This window comes from Arthrobacter sp. LjRoot14, from assembly GCF_964253905.1.
In the GTDB taxonomy this organism is placed as follows: domain Bacteria; phylum Actinomycetota; class Actinomycetes; order Actinomycetales; family Micrococcaceae; genus Arthrobacter.
In genome coordinates, this window is the sequence record NZ_CAXURL020000001.1 from 4581095 (window position 1) to 4603877 (window position 22783).

24 protein-coding genes and 2 pseudogenes are annotated in these 22783 nt (G+C 66.6%); 19 read left to right on the top strand and 7 right to left on the bottom strand.

Annotation, left to right across the window (positions count from 1 at the left end):
- The first annotated feature begins 148 nt into the window (after window positions 1-148).
- The 15 genes and pseudogenes from ACSQ12_RS20765 to ACSQ12_RS20835 all read left to right on the top strand — a co-directional run bounded on the left by ACSQ12_RS20765 (window position 149) and on the right by ACSQ12_RS20835 (window position 13263).
- Window positions 149-844 (top strand): FadR/GntR family transcriptional regulator, encoded by a 696-nt coding sequence (locus ACSQ12_RS20765; RefSeq protein WP_436066746.1) that lies wholly within the window; start codon window positions 149-151, stop codon window positions 842-844.
- A 44-nt stretch (window positions 845-888) separates the two neighbouring features.
- Window positions 889-1938 carry an asparaginase gene (locus ACSQ12_RS20770; RefSeq protein WP_436066747.1) on the top strand — a complete coding sequence of 350 codons (1050 nt, stop codon included), beginning with the start codon at window positions 889-891 and terminating at the stop codon, window positions 1936-1938.
- 51 nt (window positions 1939-1989) lie between these two features.
- Window positions 1990-3405: an aspartate ammonia-lyase gene (locus ACSQ12_RS20775; RefSeq protein WP_436066748.1), complete on the top strand. Its 1416-nt coding sequence runs from the start codon at window positions 1990-1992 to the stop codon at window positions 3403-3405.
- 27 nt (window positions 3406-3432) lie between these two features.
- Entirely contained in the window at window positions 3433-4983 is a 1551-nt protein-coding gene (locus tag ACSQ12_RS20780) for an amino acid permease (protein WP_436066749.1), read from the top strand.
- Window positions 4984-5199: 216 nt separating this feature from the next.
- Window positions 5200-6147, top strand: a complete 948-nt coding sequence (locus ACSQ12_RS20785) for an L-lactate dehydrogenase (RefSeq protein ID WP_436066750.1) — start codon at window positions 5200-5202, stop codon at window positions 6145-6147.
- Between the two features lie 72 nt (window positions 6148-6219).
- A complete protein-coding gene (locus tag ACSQ12_RS20790) occupies window positions 6220-6741 on the top strand; it encodes a hypothetical protein (protein ID WP_436066751.1) in 522 nt (173 codons plus the stop codon).
- A 139-nt stretch (window positions 6742-6880) separates the two neighbouring features.
- Window positions 6881-7501, top strand: coding sequence for a DUF305 domain-containing protein (locus ACSQ12_RS20795; RefSeq protein ID WP_436066752.1), 621 nt, complete (start codon window positions 6881-6883; stop codon window positions 7499-7501).
- Window positions 7502-7585: 84 nt separating this feature from the next.
- Window positions 7586-8464 (top strand): F510_1955 family glycosylhydrolase, encoded by an 879-nt coding sequence (locus tag ACSQ12_RS20800; RefSeq protein WP_436066753.1) that lies wholly within the window; start codon window positions 7586-7588, stop codon window positions 8462-8464.
- A gap of 122 nt (window positions 8465-8586) precedes the next feature.
- A complete protein-coding gene (locus ACSQ12_RS20805) occupies window positions 8587-9903 on the top strand; it encodes an ATP-binding protein (protein ID WP_436066754.1) in 1317 nt (438 codons plus the stop codon).
- Between the two features lie 18 nt (window positions 9904-9921).
- On the top strand, window positions 9922-10212 hold the full coding sequence (locus tag ACSQ12_RS20810; RefSeq protein WP_436066755.1) for a hypothetical protein: 291 nt from the start codon (window positions 9922-9924) through the stop codon (window positions 10210-10212).
- Window positions 10212-10442 (top strand): hypothetical protein, encoded by a 231-nt coding sequence (locus tag ACSQ12_RS20815; protein WP_436066756.1) that lies wholly within the window; start codon window positions 10212-10214, stop codon window positions 10440-10442. Before ACSQ12_RS20810 ends, ACSQ12_RS20815 begins: the two co-directional genes overlap by 1 nt.
- Before the next feature lie 3 nt (window positions 10443-10445).
- On the top strand, window positions 10446-11696 hold the full coding sequence (locus ACSQ12_RS20820; protein WP_436066757.1) for a low temperature requirement protein A: 1251 nt from the start codon (window positions 10446-10448) through the stop codon (window positions 11694-11696).
- Between the two features lie 96 nt (window positions 11697-11792).
- Window positions 11793-12740, top strand: a pseudogene (locus tag ACSQ12_RS20825) (carboxylesterase/lipase family protein); the annotation flags it as partial.
- A gap of 151 nt (window positions 12741-12891) precedes the next feature.
- Window positions 12892-13092: pseudogene (locus ACSQ12_RS20830) on the top strand (carboxylesterase/lipase family protein); the annotation flags it as partial.
- Between the two features lie 15 nt (window positions 13093-13107).
- A complete protein-coding gene (locus ACSQ12_RS20835) occupies window positions 13108-13263 on the top strand; it encodes a hypothetical protein (protein ID WP_436067046.1) in 156 nt (51 codons plus the stop codon).
- Here the strand turns inward: ACSQ12_RS20835 and ACSQ12_RS20840 are convergent.
- Entirely contained in the window at window positions 13260-13865 is a 606-nt protein-coding gene (locus ACSQ12_RS20840) for a phosphohydrolase (protein ID WP_209741950.1), read from the bottom strand. The genes ACSQ12_RS20835 and ACSQ12_RS20840 overlap by 4 nt on opposite strands.
- A gap of 9 nt (window positions 13866-13874) precedes the next feature.
- Window positions 13875-14771 (bottom strand): tRNA glutamyl-Q(34) synthetase GluQRS, encoded by an 897-nt coding sequence (gene gluQRS, locus ACSQ12_RS20845; RefSeq protein WP_436066758.1) that lies wholly within the window; start codon window positions 14769-14771, stop codon window positions 13875-13877.
- Window positions 14772-15140: 369 nt separating this feature from the next.
- Here gluQRS and ACSQ12_RS20850 point away from each other — a divergent pair, with 369 nt between their 5' ends.
- The 3 genes from ACSQ12_RS20850 (at window position 15141) to ACSQ12_RS20860 (ending at window position 17848) form a co-directional block, all read left to right on the top strand.
- Window positions 15141-15608, top strand: coding sequence for an Lrp/AsnC family transcriptional regulator (locus ACSQ12_RS20850; protein WP_307864356.1), 468 nt, complete (start codon window positions 15141-15143; stop codon window positions 15606-15608).
- A gap of 87 nt (window positions 15609-15695) precedes the next feature.
- Complete coding sequence (locus ACSQ12_RS20855; RefSeq protein WP_436066759.1) at window positions 15696-17195, top strand: WXG100 family type VII secretion target; 1500 nt, start codon at window positions 15696-15698, stop codon at window positions 17193-17195.
- Window positions 17196-17335: 140 nt separating this feature from the next.
- Window positions 17336-17848 (top strand): hypothetical protein, encoded by a 513-nt coding sequence (locus ACSQ12_RS20860; RefSeq protein ID WP_436066760.1) that lies wholly within the window; start codon window positions 17336-17338, stop codon window positions 17846-17848.
- A 90-nt stretch (window positions 17849-17938) separates the two neighbouring features.
- Here ACSQ12_RS20860 and ACSQ12_RS20865 read toward each other — a convergent pair whose 3' ends face one another.
- Entirely contained in the window at window positions 17939-18394 is a 456-nt protein-coding gene (locus ACSQ12_RS20865; protein WP_436066761.1) for an Lrp/AsnC family transcriptional regulator, read from the bottom strand.
- Between the two features lie 105 nt (window positions 18395-18499).
- Here ACSQ12_RS20865 and ACSQ12_RS20870 point away from each other — a divergent pair, with 105 nt between their 5' ends.
- Window positions 18500-19195, top strand: coding sequence for a LysE family translocator (locus ACSQ12_RS20870; RefSeq protein ID WP_436066762.1), 696 nt, complete (start codon window positions 18500-18502; stop codon window positions 19193-19195).
- 17 nt (window positions 19196-19212) lie between these two features.
- Here ACSQ12_RS20870 and ACSQ12_RS20875 read toward each other — a convergent pair whose 3' ends face one another.
- From ACSQ12_RS20875 to ACSQ12_RS20890, 4 genes are all read right to left on the bottom strand, one after another.
- Window positions 19213-19572 (bottom strand): nuclear transport factor 2 family protein, encoded by a 360-nt coding sequence (locus tag ACSQ12_RS20875; RefSeq protein ID WP_340532412.1) that lies wholly within the window; start codon window positions 19570-19572, stop codon window positions 19213-19215.
- A 92-nt stretch (window positions 19573-19664) separates the two neighbouring features.
- Window positions 19665-20627 carry a hypothetical protein gene (locus ACSQ12_RS20880; protein WP_436066763.1) on the bottom strand — a complete coding sequence of 321 codons (963 nt, stop codon included), beginning with the start codon at window positions 20625-20627 and terminating at the stop codon, window positions 19665-19667.
- Between the two features lie 41 nt (window positions 20628-20668).
- Window positions 20669-21169: a DUF456 domain-containing protein gene (locus ACSQ12_RS20885; RefSeq protein ID WP_209741942.1), complete on the bottom strand. Its 501-nt coding sequence runs from the start codon at window positions 21167-21169 to the stop codon at window positions 20669-20671.
- A 126-nt stretch (window positions 21170-21295) separates the two neighbouring features.
- Window positions 21296-22510, bottom strand: coding sequence for an NAD(P)-dependent malic enzyme (locus tag ACSQ12_RS20890; RefSeq protein ID WP_209741941.1), 1215 nt, complete (start codon window positions 22508-22510; stop codon window positions 21296-21298).
- Window positions 22511-22783 lie beyond the last annotated feature (273 nt).

Genomic DNA, 22783 nt, shown 5'->3' on the forward strand with positions numbered 1-22783 from the left:
CCGTTTCACTTCTGAATCCAAGTCTAGGGGCGGGGGGCGCCCCTGTACAGGAGCGAATCGGAATGAACGTGCCGAATATGCGATCTACAGTTCCGGGGCGGTCCGATACACAGTTGACACCCCGTGTGACCCGTGCCATATTTTAAGCGTGAACCTGTCAGACAGCCGGACAGCAGGACAGCCCCTCGCCCGCCTTAGCGCAGCCGAAGCCGTCTTCAACGTCCTCCGCGCCGATATCGAGTCCGGCAAGCTCGAGGTCGGCGCCAAACTGAGCTCCGAAGCCACGCTCTCCCAGCAGTACGGGGTGAGCCGTTCCGTGGTCCGTGAAGCGCTGCGCTCCTGCAACGCCCTCGGCCTCACCACCACCAAGACCGGCCGCGGCACGTTTGTGGTGGCCAACCGGGTAGCCAAGGACCTGATCCTCGGTCAGTACTCGGCCCTGGACCTCACCGAGGCCCGCCCGCACATCGAAGTCCCGGCCGCCGGCCTGGCCGCCGAACGCCGGACGGCCGAAGAACTGGAAGGCCTGCGGGAAATCGTGGCCGCCATGGCCGCCGAGGACGACCCCGAAGCCTGGGTGGCCCTCGACTCCAGCTTCCACGCAGCCATTGCCCGGGCCAGCCACAACCAGGTGTTCGAAAACGTGGTCTCCGATATCCGCGACGCCCTGGCGCACCAATCCGAAACCCTCAACATGGTGGCCGACCGGCAGCACGCCTCCGACCAGGAACACCAGCGGATCCTGGCCGCCATCGAATCCGGCAATGCTGTCGCTGCCAGCGCCGCGATGCAGGAACACCTGCATGCCGTAGGCGCCGCCCTCGAATCCATCCTTAGCCGATAGCCGCAACTCCCAACCCGACGCCCGTCACCGATCCCAAGGACTCCATGCTCTCCCCTGCCTTGCCCGCCCATGCCCAGGCCCCGGCTCAGACCCCGGACAATGCCGCCTTGCCGCAGCACGTTCCCCTGGCCGTGCAGACCCGCGACGGGCTCGTGGAAAGCATCCACTACGGCTCGGTGATCGCCACCGCCCCGGATGAATCGGCCGACGGCGGCCTCCGTACGCTGTTCTCGGCGGGTGACTCGCTGGCACCCTTCTACCCGCGGTCCTCGCTCAAGCCGCTGCAGGCCGTGGCGATGGTCCGTGCCGGCCTCGACCTTCCCGCCGACCTCCTGGCCCTCACCGCAGCCAGCCATTCCGGAGCGGCAGTGCACCGTGACGGCGCCCTCCGCATCCTCGAAATGCACGGGCTGACGCTCGAGGCGCTGGAAAACAGCACCGACCTGCCGTACGGGCCGGACGAACGTGAAGAATGGCTCCGCAACGGCGGCACCGCTACCCGGCTCACCCAGAACTGCTCCGGCAAACACGCCGCCATGGCCGCAACCTGCGTCATCAACGGCTGGCCGGTCCGCGGCTACCTGGATCCGGAACACCCCCTGCAGCAGCTCGTCGCCGCCACGGTCCGGGAACTCACCGTCGAAGAACCCGAGCGCACCAGCACCGACGGCTGCGGCACTCCGCTGTTCGCACTGACCCTCCGCGGGATGGCCCGCGCCTTCGGCCACCTCGCCGCCGCAGTGGTGACCAATCCCGGAAGTCCGGAAGCCGCCGTCGGCCGGGCCATGATCCAGCACCCCGAAATGGTGGCGGGCGAAGGCCGCGATGTCACCGAACTGATGCGCCTGCTCCCCGGAGCGGTGGCCAAGGACGGTTTCGAAGGGGTCCAGCTCGTGGGCCTCCCGGACGGTCGCGCCCTGGCTCTGAAAATTTCCGACGGCGGGGACCGCGCCCGCATGCCGGTGACCGTCCGCGGACTGGAAGCGCTCGACGTCGACACCTCACCGCTCGCGGGCATCGCCAGCGGAGCCGTCCTGGGCGGCGGCCGCCCCGTCGGGCAGCTGACGGCCACCGACTTCATCACGGCAACCTAGCCGCCCCGTCCCCCCAGCTCATCTCCCCAGCCACGCCTCCCGAGGATACCCATGACCGAAACCGCATCAGCCGCCGCCTCCCGTTCCGAGCATGATCTCCTGGGTGACCGGGACGTTCCCGCCGCCGCGTACTGGGGTGTGCACACGCTCCGGGCCGTGGAGAACTTCCCCATCACCGGCCAGCCGCTCTCCTCCAACATGCACCTGGTCCGCGGACTCGCCGCCGTGAAACTCGCCGCCGCCCGCACCAACTACGAACTCGGCCTCCTCGACGCCGAACGCGCCGACGCCATCGAAGCCGCCTGCACCGACGTCATGAACGGCAAACTCAACGACCAGTTCGTCGTGGACGTCATCCAGGGCGGCGCCGGAACCTCCTCGAACATGAACGCCAACGAGGTCATCGCCAACCGCGCCCTGGAAATCCTCGGACACCCCAAAGGCCACTACACCCGCCTGCACCCGAACGACCACGTCAACCTCTCCCAGTCCACCAACGACGTCTACCCCACCGCAGTGAAACTCGGCACCATCTTCGCCGCCCGGGAACTCCTGGACGCCCTGGCCGAACTCGAAGAAGCCTGCGCCGCCAAAGCCCTGGAATTCCGCACAATCGTCAAAATGGGCCGCACCCAGCTCCAGGACGCCGTCCCCATGACCCTCGGCCAGGAATTCGGCACCTACGCCGTCACCATCGGCGAAGACCGGCTCCGCCTCGCCGAAGCAGACCTGCTGATCCACGAAATCAACCTCGGCGCCACCGCCATCGGCACCGGCCTGAACGCACCCGCCGGCTACGCCGAAGCCGCCTGCCGCCACCTCGCCGACATCACCGGCCTGCCCCTGGTCACCGCACCGGACCTCATCGAAGCCACCCAGGACGTCGGCGCCTTCGTCCACCTCTCCGGCGTCCTCAAACGCGTCGCCGTGAAACTCTCCAAAATCTGCAACGACCTCCGCCTGCTCTCCTCCGGCCCCCGCGCCGGACTCGGCGAAATCAACCTCCCCGCCGTCCAGTCCGGATCCTCCATCATGCCCGGCAAGATCAACCCGGTCATCCCCGAAGTCGTCTCCCAGGTCGCCTACGAAGTGATCGGCAACGACGTCACCATCACCATGGCCGCCGAAGCCGGACAACTCCAGCTCAACGCCTTCGAACCCATCATCGTCCACAGCCTCCACAAGAGCATCTCCCACCTCGAAGCCGCCTGCCGCACCCTCACCGCACGCTGCATCCGGGGCATCACCGCCAACACCGACCACCTGCGCCTCACGGTCGAACAATCCATCGGCCTCGTCACCGCCCTCAACCCCCACCTCGGCTACACCACCGCAACCGCCATCGCCCAGGAAGCCCTCGCCACCGGCAAAGGCGTCGCCGAACTCGTCCTCGAACACAACCTGCTCACCGCCGAGCAACTCGAAGACCTCCTCAGCCCCCAACGCCTGGCCAACCTCAGCAAGTAGCCCCCACCCCCTCTTGTAAGGACCCCCATGACACAGCCCCAGCAGGACACTGCCCAAAAGCAGGTCATCACCGACCACACCATCCCGGCGCACGCCCACGCCTCCGAAGCCTCCCTCCACCGCGAGGACGAGGGCTACCACAAAGGACTCAAGCCACGGCAGGTCCAGATGATCGCAATCGGCGGCGCGATCGGCACCGGGCTCTTCATGGGTGCCGGCGGCCGGCTTGCCACTGCCGGGCCGGCCCTCATCATCAGCTACGCGGTGTGCGGCTTCTTTGCCTTCATGATCCTGCGCGCCCTCGGCGAGCTGGTGATGCACCGTCCGTCATCCGGCTCGTTCGTCTCCTACGCCCGCGAATTCTTCGGCGAGAAGGCCGCCTTCGTTACCGGCTGGCTGTACTGGCTGAACTGGGCGATGACCGCAATCGTGGACATCACCGCCGTCGCGCTTTACATGAACTTCTTCAAGAAATACTGGGCACCCATCGCGGACGTTCCCCAGTGGACCTGGGCGTTGACGGCCCTGATCCTGGTCCTCGGCCTGAACCTGATCTCCGTCAAGGTCTTCGGCGAACTTGAGTTCTGGTTCGCGCTCATCAAGGTGGTGGCGCTGGTGACCTTCCTGCTGGTGGGCATCTACTTCGTCATCTTCGGAACACCCGTGGCCGGCCAGGAAGTGGGCTTCAGCCTGATCGCAGACAACGGCGGCATGTTCCCCAACGGGCTGCTTCCGGCGATTGTCGTCATGCAGGGCGTGGTGTTTGCCTACGCTTCGATCGAACTGATCGGTACCGCCGCCGGGGAAACCGAGAACCCGGAAAAGATCATGCCCAAGGCCATCAACACAGTGATCTTCCGCATCGCGGTGTTCTACGTCGGCTCCCTGGTGCTGCTTTCCCTCCTCCTGCCGTACACCGCGTACAAAGCCGGCGAAAGCCCGTTCGTCACGTTCTTCGGCTCCATCGGGGTTGAGGGCGTGGACGCCATCATGAACCTGGTGGTCCTCACCGCGGCGCTGTCCTCGCTCAACGCCGGACTGTACTCCACCGGCCGGATCATGCGCTCCATGTCGGTCGCCGGATCCGCGCCCAAGTTCGCCGCCCGCATGAACAAGGCCGGCGTCCCCTACGGCGGCATCGCCTTGACCGCAGCCGTGGCCGTCCTCGGTGTGGTGCTCAACGCCATCGTTCCCGCCGAAGCCTTCGAAATCGTCCTGAACGTGGCGTCCCTGGGCATCATCAGCACCTGGGCCGTGATTGTGATGTGCCAGATGCAGCTGGCCCGGCTTGCCAAGCGCGGCGAACTCCTCCGGCCGGCGTTCCGTATGCCCGGCGCCCCGGTGACCGGCTGGATCACGCTGGCCTTCCTGCTGGCAGTGCTGGTCCTCATGGCCTTCGACTCCCCCGTGGGAACCTGGACCATCGCTTCGCTGGTCATCGTCATCCCTGCGCTGATGCTGGGGTGGCGCCTCTGCCGGGAACGCGTCCTGGAGATCGCCGCGGTCCGCGACGGCTTCACCGGCCCCTACCCGCTCGTGGCCAACCGCCCGGGCCCGGGGGCGAAGGACAAGAGCTAACTCCGGCCAGGCATTTCAACAGCGCGAACGGACACTTGCGGCCCTGAAATCTTCGGATTCACCGGCCGCAAGTGTCCGTTCGCGCTTGGGAGCCGGGGCTTAGGTGTCCGTTCGCGCTGATGTGTGACCGCTGCTAAATCGGTAGCATGAAGCCATTGCGGGCAGTTGCACACCAGCGCGGGTCCTGGCACTCCGGGACCGGGGAAGAGGTAGCTCATGTCAGGATCCAAACTTGCCGTGGTGGGCGCCGGGAGCGTGGGCACCTCGCTGGCCTACGCAGCCCTGATCCGGGGTTCGGCCAGCCACATCGCCTTGTTCGACGTCAACGCCCTCAAAGCCGAAGCGGAGGTCCTGGACCTCGCCCACGGCACCCAGTTCGCCGCGGCGGCGGCCACCGTCACCGGCGGCGGCGATATCGCGGTGACGGAAGGCGCCGACGTCGTGGTGATCACGGCCGGCGCGAAACAGGCTCCGGGCCAGACGCGCCTGGACCTGGCCGGGACGAACGTCGGCATCCTCGAACAGCTCATGCCGCAACTGCTCCAGCATGCCCCGGACGCGGTCTATGTCCTGGTGACCAACCCCTGCGACGTGCTCACCGTAGCGGCGCAAAAGATCTCCGGCCTGCCCCCGGGGCGCGTCTTCTCCTCCGGCACCGTGCTGGATACGTCCCGGCTGCGCTGGCTGCTGGCCCGCCGCGCCGGAGTCTCCGTGGCCAGCGTCCATGCCAGCATGGTGGGCGAGCATGGCGACACGGAGTTCCCTGTCTGGTCCGGTGCCACCATCGGCCCCGTCCCCATCCGGGACTGGGAAGTGGACGGCGAACGCATCTTCACCCCTGAATACCTTGCCGAAACGGCCCGCGAGGTGACGCAGGCGGCCTACAAGGTCATCGCCGGCAAGGGTGCCACCAACTACGCCATCGGCCTGTCCGGTGCTCGGATCGTGGAAGCCCTGCTCCGGGACGAGAACGCCGTCCTGCCCGTGTCCACCGTGCTGGACGGCCCCTACGGAATCTCCGGCGTGGCGTTGTCCCTTCCCAGCATCGTTGGGCGCGGCGGTGTCCACCGCGTCCTTCATACACCGATGGACGACGGCGAACTTGCCGCCCTGCAGCATTCGGCGGCCACGCTGCGGAACACGATGGGTACGCTGGGAATCTAAGAGCTGCACCCTTCGTTGAAGGGTACGGACTCTACAGCCACTGCGCACGGTACCAAGGGAAGGGAGAACGTTGTGCCTCACATTGCCGGCTCCCGCTCCCTCCCTCTGAGCCGTCCGCTTCGGATCGCCCTGTTTCTGGGCGTCCTCGCAATCCTGGCCGGTTTCATCGGCATGCACGTCTTAGCATCCCCGCACGGCCAGCACGGTCCGGGCGCCCTGTCCGCCGTTCCCGCCGGCACCACCCACGCATTCCACGCCGCGGCGCCGGGTACAGCAACCCACGCCGCGCCCAATGCCATGGCGGACGGCACGGCGCACTCCGCAACCTTGGATCCGGCGTCCGCCCGGCCCATGGGCAGCAGCGCACCTGAACCGCCGCCGTCGTGCGTCTCCTCCGGCGAAACCGGTGAGATGTCTGCCCCCCACGCAAGCTGCATTCCTGCACCGGCAACCGCAGCCGTGTCCGCGCCGCCCCCCGGCGCCACATCCTTGGCCGGGCCGGAACCGGCCGCGGACACCGGCCGGGTGCCGGACGCCTACACACACGTGCCCGGCAGCCCAACGCCCGGCGAACTCTCCATTAGCCGGACGTAAAACGGGAGCTGCACCGTGACGCTTCCGGTGCTTCCACCTGCCCCTGGATGCCTGCTCCCCGCGTTGAACCCCCGCGCACGAAGCCAGGCAGCCGCCCCTCCCGGCGCCCCATGCCGGATTCCCGAAGGACACCATTCACATGAAGAAGCCAATTACCCTCTCAGCCGCTGCCCTGGCCGCCGTCATCACACTCGCCGGCTGCGGCTCGAACTCCACCACCGGCTCCTCAACGATGCCCGCGGACCACGGGGCCATGAGCTCCAGTTCCGCGCCGGCGGGCAGCCCTGACTCCATGGGCCACAACTCCGCGGACACGCTATTCACCCAGTCCATGATTCCGCACCACGCACAGGCCGTGGAAATGAGTGACATGATGCTCGGCAAGCAGGGCGTCAGCCCGGCCGTCACAGAGCTGGCCACCAAAATAAAGGCCGCGCAGGGCCCTGAAATCGAACAGATGAACGGCTGGCTCAAGGGCTGGAATGAACCCACTGCCATGGCCGGGCACGGCGAGGCAGGCCACAGCATGGCCGGCATGATGAGCGACGACGACCTTAAGGCGCTCGACGCCGCCCAGGGCAAGGAAGCTGACAAGCTGTTCCTTACCCAGATGATTGCGCACCACGAGGGCGCCGTGCAGATGGCAAAGGCCGAAATAGCCGACGGGCAGAACAGCGACGCCGTGAAGCTCGCCCAGGAAATCGTTGCCGCCCAGGAGGCCGAAATCAAGCAGATGCAGGAGCTGCTGGCAACGCTTTAGCCCGCCGGCCCCCGGCGCCGGACCGGGACCACACCCGGCCCGGCGCCCCCTGCCTTTACCCGCCCCCAGCCTCTGGAGCCCGTCTTGTATCTATTCCACGCTTCCCGGCGCGGCCGCCTCATCGCCGTCGTATCGGGCCTCCTTCTGGTGCTTGCCGGCTGCTCCGTCGGCCAGCAGCCGACTACCGGGAAAACAAGTCAGCAGGCACCTCAGCGAGGCCTGCCCAACAGCCACGTCCACGGCCTGGCCGTCAACGACGAGACCGGCAAGCCGCTCCTTGCCACCCACGACGGCTTGTTCGACCTCTCGGCAAATCCTGCGGTCAGGATCGGACCCGCCCACGATCTCATGGGCATCACTGCCGGCCCGGACCAGGGCACGTTGTACGCGTCCGGGCACCCGGAGAAGGGCTCTCCGCTCCCGGACCCGCTGGGCCTGTTGCGTTCCACCGACAATGGCGCCACCTGGGAGCCGCTGTCCAGGCAGTGGGAATCAGACTTCCATGCCCTGACCACCACCAGATCCGGGATCTTTGCGTTCGACGGCGCCCTGCGCATCAGCGCCGATGGAAAGTCATGGCAAAAGGTCCCCGTCTCCTTCGTTCCTGCCGCCCTGGCGGGCAGCCCGGGCGGCGACGTAGTCCTCGCCACCACCGCGGAGGGGCTGCAGCGGTCCGCTGACGGCGGGCGCACGTGGGCGCTGAACCGGGCGGCCCCGATCCTCCGGTTTGTAGCTTTAGTCGGAAACAACGACGTTGTGGGGGTGGAGCCGGGCGGCGCCGTCCACCAGTCCCGGGACGGTGGTGGCACTTGGGTTCCGCGGGGCACCCTCCAAGGCGAGGTGTACGCCATTGACGCGGCGGCCGGCAGTGGCGGAGCCGTCCGCGTATGGGCTGCCACGTCAGCCGGGCTCCTGGAGTCTGCCGACGGCGGGGTCAGCTTCCGTCCCCATGACCCTTCCTAGCGGCCCGGGGTTGTGCTGGCGTAATGCAACGCCGCCGCAACCCCGGGCGGGTGCAGGTTCGCATATGCTCAGCGGAGAAGTTCACGCTGGCTCAAGGACGAACCACCACAGGAGAAACGCTCATGACCACCTGGCGGATCAGGGATTTCCATTCGGCCGACCTTGACGGCATCCTGCACCTCTGGGAATCCCTCAAGGCCAGCAACGTGGAGCCCGTCTACGCGCTCTCCGAGGTCCTGGCCTCCTGCGAGAAGGACCACGCCGTGGTGGCGGTGCAGGGCGACATGGTGGTGGGGGCCGCCATCGGACGCGCCGCGCACGACCAGGGCTGGATCGTCTTCCTGGCCACCCTCCCCGAATACCGCGGCCGCGGGATCGGCACCTCGCTGCTGGCCGCCGTCGAGAACCGGATGGCCCCGCACGGGCTGAACAAACTGTCCGCGCTGATGCCGGAGTCGGAAACCCGGGTGGAGGCCTTCCTGAGCCGCGGCTTCGTCCTCAAGAAGAACCTGCGCTACTTCGAACGCACCATCCCCGTGCAGCGCCAGGAGCTCGAGCCCCTGGGCCTTCTTGGCGGCCGCATCCTGGCCCGCGACCTCTGGGAGAACGTGGCCGGCATGCGCAACGAGAAGGAACTGCTGGAACGCAGGCTGGTGCTCCCCCTGGCCGAGGCGGACCTGGCGGACGAATTCGGCGTGGTGCCGCCACGCGCCGTCGTCCTCTTCGGCCCTCCCGGCACCGGCAAGACCACGTTTGCGAAGGCGATCGCGTCCCGGCTCGAATGGCCGTTCGTGGAAGTATTCCCCTCCCGGCTCGCGGCCGATCCGAAGGGCCTCGCCGGCGCCCTCCGTGAAACCTTCCTGGAAATCGCCGAGCTGGAACATGCCGTGGTGTTCATCGACGAGGTGGAAGAGATCGCATCCCAGCGGTCCGGCGAACCGCCGTCTCCGTTGCAGGGCGTCACCAATGAGCTCCTGAAGATCATCCCGGCCTTCCGCGAACAGCCGGGCCGCCTGCTGGTGTGCGCCACCAACTTCATCCGCGCGCTGGACACCGCTTTCCTGCGCCACGGCCGGTTCGACTACGTGATCCCCATCGGCCTGCCCGACCGGCAGGCCCGCGAGGCCATGTGGCAGCGTTTCATCCCGGCCACCGTGGTGGATGACGTGGACGTTGAGCTGCTGGTGGACCGCACCGAGGGTTTCTCCCCCGCGGACATTGAGTACGCGGCCCGGAGCGCCTCCCAGCGGGCGCTGGAAAAGGCAGTGTACGACGACGGCGGGCTGGCTTCCGGTGGCGACGTATCCGTCCGCGACGCGGTCCGGAAGGGCCCCGCGACGCAGGACTACCTCGACGCTATTGCGGACACCCGCACCACGGTGAGCAAGGAGGTCCACCAGGACTTCCTTGAGGACATCGACTCGCTGGGCCGGGTGTAAGCCTCCCACGCGCGTTCGATGATGATCCTGTTCCTCACTGTTGTCAGCGGCGTCGCCTGGACGGCGGTGTACGTTGAGGCAATCCGGATCGGATTCCGGGACAGGACCTACGCCATCCCGGCAGCAGCCCTGGCGCTGAACTTCGCGTGGGAGGGAATTTACGCCTCGCGTTCCGTGGCGACAGTGCTTTCCGTCCAGGGCGTCATCAACATTGTGTGGGCGCTGGCGGACGTCGCCATCCTGTACACGTTCGTGAGGTTCGGCCGGGCGGAGCTTCCCGCTATGCGGCCTTCCTGCAGAACCTGCTGATGTCCGGGCTTTTCATCGCGATGTTCGTGGCCCGCGGCGGCCCGCGGGGTCAATCGATGCTGATCGCCGTTGGGAAGTGGATTGGCACCCTGGCACCTACGGTCGTGTTCGGCTGGTTCGGGAACTCACCGCTCATCCTGGGCCTCGGCGCCCTCTGCAGCGTCTTCGACCTCGCCTACGTCTGGCTTGTGCTTCGAGCGCGAAAGTCCGCTTCCGGCGGTAATCTTTGACCCATGTCTTCCAACCCCCTCAGGCATGCCATGGCCCGCATGGGCGGCCGCGACCCGCATGAGCAGCACCGGGCAGCCACTCCGCTGGAGCTGTTTTTCGACCTCACCTTCGTGATTGCGTTCGGAGTGGCCGGAAGCCAGTTCGCCCACGAGATCGCCGGGGCCCACTTCGGTGCCGGGCTGCTGGGGTTCTCGTTCACGATGTTTGCCGTCATCTGGGCATGGATCAACTTCACCTGGTTCGCCAGCGCGTACGACACGGATGACTGGGTTTTCCGGGTGGTCACCATGATCCAGCTGCTTGGTGTCCTCATTCTGGCCATGGGGATCGAGCCGCTGTTCCACTCGCTGGCGGAGGGCGACCATGTGGACAACGCCGTCATAGTGGGCGGCTACGTGATCATGCGCCTGGCCCTGGTGTTCCAGTGGCTGCGTGCCGCGCGGCAGGACCCGGCCCGCCGCCAGACCTGCCTGCGCTACGCCACCTACCTTGGCGTGGTGCAGCTCGGGTGGATCGCAGTGCTGATCATTCAGGCGGACCTGCTGACCACCATCCTGCTGACCGTCCCCCTCTACGTCCTGGAAATGGCGACGCCGTACGTGGCGGAACGTTCCATGCGGACCCCGTGGCATGCGCACCACATCGCAGAACGCTACGGCCTGCTGGCCATCATCGCCCTCGGTGAATGCCTGATCGGTGCCATCGAAACGCTCCGCGCCATCGTGGCAAACCATGGCTGGAGCGTCGACGCCGCCCTGGTGGGTTTCGGCGGCACGGCGTTGGCCTTCGCCATGTGGTGGATCTACTTCATCCTGCCCGCCGGCCGCGCCCTCCATCTTCAACGGCACCGCTCGTTCTTCTTCGGCTACGGCCACATCCCCATCTTTGCTGCCATCGCCGCAACCGGCGCCGGACTGCACGTGGCCGCCTACTACATCGACCATGAGGCGCACATCAGCGCCGCCGTGGCCGTGGCCAGCATTGCGGTCCCCGTAGCGCTGTTCAAACTCTCCCTGACATGGCTGTACAGCGTGATGATCTGCGTGGACCGCACGGTCATTGCCGTCGCGGCGGGCGTCCTCGCGGCACTGGCGGGCAGCGTGGGGCTCGCCGCTGCCGGGGTCTCCGTGCCCATCTGCTTGCTGGTGATCGTGCTGGCGCTGGGCGTTTCGATTGTCATTGACGAGAAGCGCGGCACCCACAAGATGACCGCGGCTCTGGAACAGATGGAGCGGAAGGTCTCGACGGGCTAGACCGCCAAGGGATGACCTTCGGCCCTTCAACAGCACCACCGCAGGCTGCCAAAGTGTCCCTATGGCCGGAAACCCTCGAGCCGTGAGGTGCTAGGCATGGACACAATAGTCACGACCACGCACGGCCGGCTGCGCGGCAGCATCGCCGACGGCGTGCACCGTTTCCTGGGCATTCCGTTCGCGGCGTCGACAGCTGGCGCGAACCGGCTTCGGCCGCCGCAGCCGGTCCAGCCCTGGAGCGGAGTGCGGGACGCCATCCAGTACGGCGCGGCCCCTTTCCAGCTTGCCCCTCCGGAAAGTGCGGGTACGGAGTGGGACACGGCCCTGGCCGGCGAGGACTGCCTGAACCTCAACGTCTGGACACCGGACCACGGCAGCCGCGGCCTGCCGGTTATGGTCTGGATCCAGGGCGGCGCGTTCGAAATCGGCTCTACGGCGGCGTACAACGGCACGAACTTCGCCAGGGACGGCGTCGTTTGTGTGGTGATCAACTGGCGCGTCGGCGCCGACGGGTTCCTGGACCTCGGGGACGGGCAGGCCAACATCGGCCTCCTCGACCAGGTGGCGGCCCTGGAGTGGGTCCGTGACAACATTGCAGCCTTCGGCGGCGATCCCGCCAACGTCACCGTGTTTGGCCAGTCGGCAGGTGCCATGAGCATCGGCGTTCTCCTCTCGATGCCCCGCGCCGAGGGGCTGTTCCGTCGGGCCATCCTGCAAAGCGGCGCCGCCCACCATGCCCTTCCCACCCAGACGGCCCAAAGGATCGGCGGATTCCTTTCCGAGAAGCTCGGCGTTCCGCAGACCCGGGAGGCAATGGCCGCGGTCCCCGTTCAGCGATTCCTCGCGGCGCAGACGGAGCTAAAGGCGGACCTGGCGGCCCGTCCGGACCCGGCGCGCTGGGGACCCGAGGTGGTTGCCAGTTCGATGCTCTGGCAACCGACAGTCGACGGCGACATCATTCCGCGCAGCCCCATCGAACGGATCGCTGCCGGCGCCGGCTCCACAGTCGACGTTATGGTCGGCAGCAATACCGAGGACTGGAAGCTGTTCCTTGCCATTACCGGGGTAATCGCCAAGGTCACGGAGCGGGACCTGGCCGAGTCCAGGAGTGTGGACGGCATTGCGCGAATACCGGTCCCACTATCCGGGCAGTACTCCCGGCGAGCTGCTTGCCGCCGTGGAAACCGACTGGTGGGTGCGGATTCCGGCGCTACGCCTGGCGGATGCCCACGCGAAGGCGGCGTCTACGACGTCGGCGCGGACGTACATGTACGAATTTGCCTGGGCCGCCCCCGGCCTTGGCGCAGTCCACGCCGTGGAAGTGCCGTTCGTATTCGACACCCTGGACACGGATTCCAGGCTCTTCGGACCGCTGCTTGGAACAGACCCGCCGCAGGAACTGGCTGATGCCATGCACGCCGCGTGGATTTCGTTCGCCTCTTCGGGCGATCCGGGGTGGCCCGGCTACGATCTCGAACGCCGCACCACCATGCTGTTCAATACCGGTTCGGGAGTCGTTGACGACCCCCGGCCCTGGGAACGGGCCCTCTGGGACGGCGTCCGCTAGGACTCGTAGGAGAGGTTCTCGTAATCGGTGTCGTCCGCCTCATCCAGGCGGTCGTCCAGTTCTTCCAGCAACCAGGGGTTGACGCGGGCCAGGATCAACCGGATTTCTTCAACGGGCACAGCGTCGTAGAGCACCGGCCGGGCGTCGTCATAGCGGGTGACGGGCGGCTTGTCCGGCCACTTTTCCGCCAGCGCCTTGACTCGCTCGGGCAGTGAGTTGTGGGCGTTGTCGGCGATTTTGACCAGGGTGGCGTCATGGTCCTCGGCGATGAAACGGATGCCGGCCTGGTAGTCGTCCGGGTTGTCATGCAACCGCTTGGTGACACGCTCAATGATGCCGACGGCGCGTTCGGAAACGCCCATGTCCAGCAAAGCCTGCCGGGTGATGGGGGTATCCTCCGCGATGTCGTGCAGGTAGCCGGCAATCCGGATGTCGTCGTCGAAGTCCGCCAGCGCATCGCCGACGGCGAGAACATGTTCGCGGTACGGCCGCTTGAGCTTGTCCTTCTGGCGGTTATGGGCAACTTCGGCGAGGACCTTGGCCGTCTCAACAGTGAATCGTGGCTGGGGGACGTTTGCGTCCGTGGTTCCTGTTTCTGGCATGGTTCCAGCCTACGCGCCTGCGTCCGGTAAGCCGGGCCACACCCACGGCTCCAACGGCAGCGCCGAAGGATCAAAGTGGGCAAGGGCCCCCTGCAGTGGTCCGGCCGGGAGCCCCAGCGACTCCAGGATGATGTCGCGGACGCGCCCGGCATCCATCCCGGCCGCGGCGAGATCGGCCAGGGTCACGGCGCCGTCTCGCTTGGCCAGCCGCGCGCCGTCGGAATTCACCACCAGCGGCACATGGGCATATTCCGGAACTGGAATATTCAAGAGGGAAGCCAGATAGGCCTGGCGGGGGGTGGAGGGCAGCAGGTCGTCCCCGCGCACCACCTGGTCGATCCCCTGCGCCGCGTCATCCACCACCACCGCCAGGTTGTAGGCAGTCACCCCGTCATTCCGGCGCAGTACGAAGTCGTCCACCACCCCCGTGTATGTGCCGTGCAGCCTGTCTTGCACCGTCCAGTCGGTCACGGTCGAGCGAAGCCGGACGGCAGCGGGCCGAATGGTTCTCTTGAACTCACGTTCCGCCGGGTCCAGGTTCCGACACGTCCCCGGGTACGCACCTTGCGGGGCATGCGGCGCGGACGGCGCTTCCTGGATTTCGCGCCGGGTGCAGAAGCATTCGTAGGTCAGGCCCGCGGCGGCGAGACGGCCGATCGCTTCCGCATACAGCGGCTCGCGTTCCGTTTGGCGCACGACGCCGTCGTCCCAGGTCACGCCGATGGCCGCCAGATCGCGGAGCTGCTCCGCCTCGGCACCCGCACGGGCCCGGTCCAGGTCCTCCACGCGCATCAGGAACCGCCGGCCGGTGGAGCGGGCGAAGAGCCAGGCCAGGATCGCCGTCCGGAGGTTTCCCACGTGCAGTTCGCCGGAAGGGCTCGGAGCGAAACGGCCGGCTGATGTCATGGCACCAGCCTAATCCGGACAACACAAGAGCCCCTCAACTACCGAACACCCCGGGGTGATCCGGAATCGGTGGCTCAGGGGCTCTTGCCGTGCCGGGCCCGGGAGCGTGGCTCCGGACCCGTTGCACTGCTGACGGAATATAAATTGCGGAAAGACTATGCGTGAACAAGCGTCAATCAGCGGCGGCGTCCTTGCGGGAAGCCTTGTCCAGGGACCGGGTGGTGTGCCGGGGCTCCTGTAGCCTGCGGGATCCGGCGGTAGCCTGCGTCCCTTGTTGCCATCATTTCAACAGAAGCCCTACAGTAGGCGCAACGAGCTGGTGCTTCTTTGATCAATCTGATCAACCATCAAGGCGCGAGCAGGCAGGAAATGGTCAGATTGCAGGAACTCGATCCAACGGACCGGCGGATCCTTGCCGCACTGGACGACGACCCCCGCGTGCCCATCATGGTGCTGGCACAGAAGCTGGGCCTGGCGCGCGGAACTGTACAGTCGCGCCTGGAGCGGATGACGGCGTCGGGCGCCCTCCGCCCCAACAGCAGCCGTGTGCTGCCTTCGGCGCTCGGCCGCGGCGTGGCCGCAGCGGTGAGCGCTGAACTTGACCAGAGCCACCTGAACGAGGCCATCGCCGCGCTGCGCAAAATCCCCGAAGTCCTGGAATGCCACGCGCCGGCCGGCGACACCGATCTCCTCATCCGGGTGGTGGCCAAAAGCCCGGATGACCTCTACCGGGTGTCCGAGGAGATCCGCCTCTGCCCCGGCATCGTGCGCACCTCCACCAGCATGTTCCTGCGCGAGGTCATCCCGTACCGAACCACCGGACTGTTGGACGCCTGAAAGCCGGAACCGCCACGGGGAGTCCTCCCCATCGCCGCGTCCGGCCAGAGCCGCTAGGCTTGCCGTGGACTTCAACCAGGGGGAAAAGTGGCGGGGAACTTCTACGGTGCGGACGTCGCACAGCTACGCCAGCTCGCGAAGGATCTGGCGAAAGGTGCAAGCCGGCTGGAGCAGCTGGGGCAACAGTTGGGCGGCTCCATCGCCTCCATCCCCTGGAAAGGCAACGACGGCGAGCGCTTCCGCAGCGACTGGAACGGCTCACACGCGAAGACACTCAGGGCTGCGGCGGCAGGCATCCACAGCGCGTCCAAAGCGCTGCTGCAGAACGCCGAGCAGCAGGACCGGGCCAGCACCGGTTCAGCAGGCGGCGGCTCGGGCGGCTCGGGCGGCCCCGGCACCGGTGGCAATTCTCCGACGGACGGCGCCGCCCAGGAACTGACGGACCGGCTCAACGGCATGACGCCGGAGGAACGCTATGACTACCTGGACAGTGACGGGTTTAGGAACTGGGCGCTAGCTAACCCCGACGCAGCCAAGGCCGCCCTCGACGCGGCTGCCGACTCCGGGCTGATCAGCAACAATTCGCCGGAGTATTCGGCCTTCCTCACTGACTATTGGAACCAGCAGGCCATGCGGGACATGGGCATCGACCCCGCCGACTGGGATACTTCCAAGGGCACGGAGTACAACTGGGAGACCATCAAGAAGGTCTACGATTTCTACGGCCAGGCGTATCTGTCCAACCCGGACCTCCAGTGGGCGGGCATGGCCAACATGATCGGCCCGTCATTTGCCGGCGGATTCAAGGACATGGCCATGATGCGGGACCTCGCCCAGCAGATCGTGGACAACCCGGCGTCGGACATTCCGCTTCCCATGCTGGATCAGATCGAGCAGCTTGCAGGCATGACCGACCAGGAGATCAAGTTCTACGAAACCAGCATGCTGGACATGAACAAGGAGATCTTCCTTGACCAGGCCCGGCAGCACCAGGCTTATATGACTGGCGGACTGGACGAAATCAACCGGCTCCGGGACTCCGGTGTGATCGATCACCCGACAGCACGCGCCTGGTCACAGATCGACTCCGGCGAACCCGCCCAGGTGCAGGAAGGCAACACCGCACTCCTGTACCGCGAGCAAAACGAAATCATCGCCGACGACTACGACGCCATGCGCAGCCACGCTGGCGGGGAGGCAGTGACGTACATGGTCACTCTGGCCGGCGAACCGTCCATCCCGGGCGCGAAAAGCTACCCCGAGGTGTTCCCCTACAAGTTCAGCGTGGAAAGCCCCGGCCCGGAGAACGTGCCCTTCACCAATTGGGACAATCCCGCCCAGTTCCGCACGGACTTCACCACGGGCTTTCCGGACGGCAATATCGCCAACGCCGACCAGCGCTGGGCCCTCATCGAGCAGGACACCCTGCCGGCCTACCAGAACCTCCTGGCCACCGACCCCGCGCGTGCCCAGCAGATCATCGGCTCCGACTTCAACGACCGCGTGGACCAGTACCGCCCCACCAACAATATTCCGGGCATCATGGACCGCTTCGCCTCCGGCTTCGACGCGGAGGTGCACCAGTGACGCCCGCGAAGCCGACGTTATATAGGCGCCTTAGCCGGCAGGCCGCCGCTCTTGTTGCCCTGGCCTGCTGCCTCGCCCTCACCGGCTGCCAGATCAGCAACCCCAACGCTACCGAACCGACGCCCCAAGGGAGCAGCACCATGAGCACCTCCGAGTATTCCACCCTCGACGCCGCCGGTGTGGAACAGATAAGGGCCACCAAGACCGCGCGGCTGGACATGAGTTCGGGCTCCCTGAAGAAGGCGGACGTCCGGGTTTCCGAGGAGAGCTACGGCCCGGAAATCAACACCCGCGACTCAGGAAAGATCGCGCTGACGATCGCCGCACCCAGCGGCGAGATCACTGGCGAAACGGACCGGATCCGCTTCAACACCACGAACAAGCGCCCCGACTTCAGCGAAGTCACCTATTTCCTCACGGCCGATTCAGCGGATCAGTATTTCAGCCTGATCCGCGACGGCGTCCAGCGCTATGGAATCGACAGCGCCTCAGCCGAACGGTGGATTGCCTCCGCGGAAGCGGACCCCGCAAAGAAAAGCGACTTCTCCATCACCCCGGGCTCGTCCACCGGGCTGGAGGTCAACTACGACCTCCGGTACGACGGCTCCAAGGACACCCAAGTGATCATCGTCCATGTCAGCCCGGCAGCCTAGGGAGAATGGCCTGGGTAGCGTCGTGAGGAGACTGGCACCCCACCGGCACAAATCGCCGAGACCGGACCGACGGACTGAGGCAGGCCCAGCCTAGACCGGCGGCCCGGCGTTCGACTTCAGGTTCTTCATCACCAGCGTTGACGTCAGCCGCTCCACGCCGGGCAACGAGGTGAGCTCGGCGTCGTAGAAGCGCTGGTAGGCGGGCAGATCCTCCGCGATCACCTTCAGGAGGTAGTCCGGCGAGCCGAACAGCCGCTGCGCTTCCACGATGTTGGGATTGTCCGCCACCCGGTTCTCGAAGATCTCCATGGTGGGCCTGTCCACCTGCCGCAGCGTCACGAAAACGATCGCCTCAAACCCGAGCCCGACGGCGGCCGGGTCGATGTCCGCACGGTAGCCCCGGATCACCCCCGTCGACTCCAGGTCGCGCAGCCGCCGGTGGCACGGCGCCACCGTCAATCCCACCTTTGAGGCCAGTGCGGTGGCCGTCATCCGGCCGTCCTCTTTGAGGTGGCGCAAGATATTTCTGTCAATGTGGTCAATCACGCAATTATCTTACCGCCATGACGGATTTCCTGAGTAAATCAGGGAACACTTCTGCCGACGATTTGCCTAGAGTTTCTCTTATCAGCACGTCGTAGGAGGCCGCCCGTGAATTCCCAGTTGTTCCTTGCATTCCTGGTGGTGGCCGGCGCCTTGGCCTGCACGCCCGGCGTGGACTGGGCCTACTCCATCGCGGCCGGCCTGAAAGAGCGCAGTTTCGTCCCCGCAGTGGCCGGGCTCTGCGGCGGCTATGTCCTGCACACGGTGCTGATGGTGGCCGGACTGGCCGCCTTGCTCGCCGGTCTTCCGGGCGTCCTCGGCTGGCTGACCGTGGCCGGAGCCGCATATCTGCTGTGGCTGGGCTTCGGCACCATCCGGTCATGGCGCGGCGCCACCTTCGGCGCCGGAGTCGCGTCCCCGGGAAGTTCGACGGCGGGAGGCCCGGCGGTCAGCGCTGCCGCGCCAGCGGAGTCCAACCAGTTCCGCACCTTCCTCCAGGGCGTGGGCACCAGCGGGATCAATCCCAAGGGGTTGCTGTTCTTCGTGGCGCTGGTTCCCCAGTTCGTCAGCCCGGAGGCGTCCCTGCCCGTTCCGGTGCAGTCCGCGCTGCTGGGCCTGACGTTCGTCCTCCTGGTGGCTGTCGTGTACACCTGCGTGGCACTGCTGTCCCGGAAGCTGCTGCACTCGCGGCCCGGGGCCGCCCGGCGGGTGACCCTCGCCAGCGGGATCATCATGGTGGCGCTGGGGACGGTGCTGCTGTCAGAGCAGCTGATTCCCCTGGCAGCCGGGATCGCCTGGCAGTAGCACCCGCCAACGCCGGGCTAGACCTTGCGCTCCATGAACCATTCGGTGAAGGCCGCGGCGCGCCCGTCCGGTCCGAGCCGGACCACCCAGAGGTTCTCATAGCTGGGACGGTCCCCCAGATACGTGGTGCGCCCCTGGACAAAATGCAGGTCACCGTCCGAGCCCAGTGGCGACCACTCGAAGGTCCATTCGTCGGGCTCGTCCGCCGCGGTCAGCCAGCGTTCCACGATCTGCTCGTGCCCGCGCCACGCATCCGGGTCGTAGGGCCGCGTGGCGTACACGGCGTCCTCGGTAAAGAGCGCCCGGATGTCCTCCGGCTTATTGGTGGTCCACGCCGTGATGTACTTTTCCATCCACTGCACGATTGCATCGCTCATTGGTACGTTGTACCGCGACCCGGCACCGCCCACAAGGGCCCGGCTGCCAACGCCCCCCCGCTGCCCGGAGGATCAGTACCGGCCCTGCGGGATCATTCCCGGTCCAGCTGTTTCCATTCCTGTTCCCAGAGCCTGCGCTCCTCAACGTCCTTGCGGATGACCTCAAAGGTTTCCAGTTCGGGTTTTCCACGCAGCCAGTCCCGGGGATTGAGCGATTTCCGGCCGTTGTCCAGCAGCAGCAGAGCGCGGTCCGTGAGGGCATCGTTGCGCAGCGCAAGATGGGTTTTGCGGCGCCGCAGAACTTCCTTCAGGGCGGATTGGGCCGAGGCGTGGGCCCCGAGCCGCCGCAACGAACGGGCGCGGAGCAGCAGCAGCGCAGCTGCGAGGTCATCGGAATTGAGCAGCCCTTCAGTCCAGACCACCACTTCCTTGTCCCGTCCCAGGGAGTGCGCCAGCGAACAGCGGGCCAGGGCGGCCGGCAGCGAGGGCGGCAGCGAGGAAACGGTGTGCAGCGCCGCCTCAAGGTGGCCCGTTTCCCGCAGCGAGTGCGAAAGTGCCAGGAATACGGCTTCCTCGCTGAACAGCACCGGAACGTCAATGCGTTCGGCAACTTCAACCCGGGTGACCACGCGCGTCAGGTAGCCGGACGCGAACTGGTTGGCGTCGTCGTCGTTCCTGGTGGTGAGGCCCCGCTGCAGGAGCTCGGAGGCGCGCAGGTATCCGCCCTGCTTGTAGGCGAGCAGCCCGGCCATGACGTAGCACAGCCCGGCCCAGCCGGGATGGGCACGGCCGGCGGCGATCAGCCGGTTGGGGTCGGTGTTGTGGAAGACCGCGTCATAGACGGTCTTGGCAGCCTTCCCCGGGAGCCGCTTGAGCCTGGGGACGGGGCCGTCCACGCTGAGGAGGGCACCGTTCCGGCCGCCCAGGGCGCTGTGCAGGATCCCGCCCACGCCGTCGGCAAGGTCCCGCACAGGGGTGCGGACCTGCGCGTCGCCGAACGGAGTGAGGTCGCGGCTGTCGCGGTAAATCGGTCCTGAGGTCTGTCCGGCGCTCATGCTTCCATGCTAGTGGTGCACGCTTGGCAGCCGCTGGGAGGCTAACTGACCGCGGCCACCCAGACACCGATGATCCAGGTGCTCGCGGCGAGGCAGGCCAGGCCGAACTCCACCAGCATGCCAACGCCTGTTGCTTTCAATGCTGCCCAGCTGGTGGTCATGGCGGTCCGGAAATCACGGGTGCGGTGTGATTCGCTGAGCAGCAGTCCGGCAGCGAATCCCACGAAAAGGCCCACCACCGGGATCAGGAACATGCCCACCACGCCGAGGACCAGCCCCACCGCCACGCTGCGGCTGGGGATGCGGTGCTCCCTGAGCTTGCGTCCCGTGAGCACGGCGCTGGCAGCCATTCCGGCCAGCACGAAGGCCAGCCCCACCCCGAAGACCACCCAACCGGCGGTTCCGGCGCCGCCCCAGATGGCCCAGGCCAGCAGGCTGAGTCCAATGAGGATGCTGCCCGGCAGCACGGGGATGACGGTGCCGGCCACCCCCACGACGATGGCAAGGCCGCAGAGGACAGTCACAAGGATCTCGGGGTTCATGCCCCCAGTCTAGGGTTGCCTGCGGGCGGGCCGCGGACGGCGGCTGCCTTGAAAAACGACGACGGCGGCGCCTCCCCAGCACGGGAGGCACCGCCGTCGAACTTCCTGGCGGAGGATGCTCCGCAGTTACTCCGCCTCGACCGCGGCGGCCACGGCGGCGGAAACGGCCGGTGCGACGCGCGGATCCAGCGGGCTGGGCACGATGTAATCGGCGGACAGTTCGGGTTCGGCCAGTTCGGCGATGGCGCGGGCGGCGGCAAGCTTCATGGCGGGCGTGATCCGGCGGGCGCCGGCATCCAGCGCCCCGCGGAAGATTCCCGGGAAGGCCAGCACGTTGTTGATCTGGTTGGGGAAGTCGCTGCGTCCCGTGGCCACAACGGCGGCGTAGCGTGAGGCGACCTCCGGCAGGACTTCGGGGTCCGGATTGGAGAGGGCGAACACGATGGAGCTGTGGTTCATGAGCTTCAGGTGCTCCTCGTCCAGCTTCGAGGAGGAGACGCCGATGAACACGTCGGCTCCGAGCAGCGCCTCGCCGGGACCGCCGGTGATGCCGCGCGGGTTGCTGCGCTGCGCCATCTGGGCCTTCTTGCTGGCAGGGTCGGCCGCGATGTCCGCGCGGTCCTTGTTGATGACGCCGCGTGAATCGAGCAGGACGACGTCCTGGATGCCGGCGGTGAGCAGGATCTCCGCGACGGCGATACCCGCCGCGCCCGCACCGGAAACCACCACGCGGAGTCCTTCGAGTTCGCGGCCGGTCACCTTCGCGGCACCGGTCAGGGCTGCGAGGGCAACGACGGCAGTGCCGTGCTGGTCATCGTGCATGACGGGGCAGTCCAGGGCTTCGATGAGCTTTTCCTCAAGCTCGAAGCAGCGCGGAGCGGAGATGTCCTCCAGGTTCACGGCGCCAAAGCTGGGGCGCAGGCGGACCAGGGTCTCAACGATCTCGTCCACGTCGGTGGTGTTCAGAACCAGCGGGATGGAGTCCAGGTCACCGAAGGCCTTGAAGAGCGCGGACTTGCCTTCCATGACGGGAAGGGACGCGCTGGGGCCGATGTTGCCGAGGCCCAGCACGGCGGTGCCGTCGCTGACCACAACCACCAGGCGCTGGGCCCAGGTGAGGGTCTTGGCGAGTTCCGGGTCGGCGTGGATGGCGCGGCTGACCTGGGCGACACCCGGAGTGTAGGCAATGGAAAGATCGCGCTTGCTGGACAGGGGGACCGTGCTGGAGATGGACAGTTTGCCGCCCTGGTGGGCTTCGAAGATCTCCTGGTCGGTCAGCACGGTTGCCTCCTCGGAGGAAGCGGCGGAGCTGTCAGCGGGAGTGATGGTTTCAGTGGACACGTCGTTGTCTCCTGGGGCTAGCCGTGGGCACACGGCACATGAAGGCTCAAGCACATAGGAGGCTCAAGATGGGCTGGCTGGAAATTCTGCGGCCCAAGGGATGGTGGGGCCGCGGTGAAGCTCCTGCAAGGTACGGGCTGCTAGCCGCTCCGGTTCTGCAATGGTAGACAGATGCGTGGCGGCCGAATGGACACTGGTCCGACCACCCGGCATGATAAAACGTTTTTTCATAGTTTCACGTGAGCTACGTCACTCTAATCCGGCGTCACTAAC

Excerpts from the sequence above, each read along its gene's own strand:
- ACSQ12_RS20770 (WP_436066747.1), top strand. The coding sequence starts at position 889 with ATGCTCTCCCCTGCCTTGCCCGCCCATGCCCAGGCCCCGGCTCAGACC.
- ACSQ12_RS20775 (WP_436066748.1), top strand. The coding sequence starts at position 1,990 with ATGACCGAAACCGCATCAGCCGCCGCCTCCCGTTCCGAGCATGATCTC.
- ACSQ12_RS20780 (WP_436066749.1), top strand. The coding sequence starts at position 3,433 with ATGACACAGCCCCAGCAGGACACTGCCCAAAAGCAGGTCATCACCGAC.
- ACSQ12_RS20785 (WP_436066750.1), top strand. The coding sequence starts at position 5,200 with ATGTCAGGATCCAAACTTGCCGTGGTGGGCGCCGGGAGCGTGGGCACC.
- ACSQ12_RS20795 (WP_436066752.1), top strand. The coding sequence starts at position 6,881 with ATGAAGAAGCCAATTACCCTCTCAGCCGCTGCCCTGGCCGCCGTCATC.
- ACSQ12_RS20805 (WP_436066754.1), top strand. The coding sequence starts at position 8,587 with ATGACCACCTGGCGGATCAGGGATTTCCATTCGGCCGACCTTGACGGC.
- ACSQ12_RS20810 (WP_436066755.1), top strand. The coding sequence starts at position 9,922 with ATGATGATCCTGTTCCTCACTGTTGTCAGCGGCGTCGCCTGGACGGCG.
- ACSQ12_RS20815 (WP_436066756.1), top strand. The coding sequence starts at position 10,212 with ATGTCCGGGCTTTTCATCGCGATGTTCGTGGCCCGCGGCGGCCCGCGG.
- ACSQ12_RS20820 (WP_436066757.1), top strand. The coding sequence starts at position 10,446 with ATGTCTTCCAACCCCCTCAGGCATGCCATGGCCCGCATGGGCGGCCGC.
- ACSQ12_RS20835 (WP_436067046.1), top strand. The coding sequence starts at position 13,108 with ATGCACGCCGCGTGGATTTCGTTCGCCTCTTCGGGCGATCCGGGGTGG.
- ACSQ12_RS20840 (WP_209741950.1), bottom strand. The coding sequence starts at position 13,865 with ATGCCAGAAACAGGAACCACGGACGCAAACGTCCCCCAGCCACGATTC.
- gluQRS (WP_436066758.1), bottom strand. The coding sequence starts at position 14,771 with ATGACATCAGCCGGCCGTTTCGCTCCGAGCCCTTCCGGCGAACTGCAC.
- ACSQ12_RS20850 (WP_307864356.1), top strand. The coding sequence starts at position 15,141 with ATGGTCAGATTGCAGGAACTCGATCCAACGGACCGGCGGATCCTTGCC.
- ACSQ12_RS20860 (WP_436066760.1), top strand. The coding sequence starts at position 17,336 with ATGAGCACCTCCGAGTATTCCACCCTCGACGCCGCCGGTGTGGAACAG.
- ACSQ12_RS20875 (WP_340532412.1), bottom strand. The coding sequence starts at position 19,572 with ATGAGCGATGCAATCGTGCAGTGGATGGAAAAGTACATCACGGCGTGG.
- ACSQ12_RS20880 (WP_436066763.1), bottom strand. The coding sequence starts at position 20,627 with ATGAGCGCCGGACAGACCTCAGGACCGATTTACCGCGACAGCCGCGAC.
- ACSQ12_RS20885 (WP_209741942.1), bottom strand. The coding sequence starts at position 21,169 with ATGAACCCCGAGATCCTTGTGACTGTCCTCTGCGGCCTTGCCATCGTC.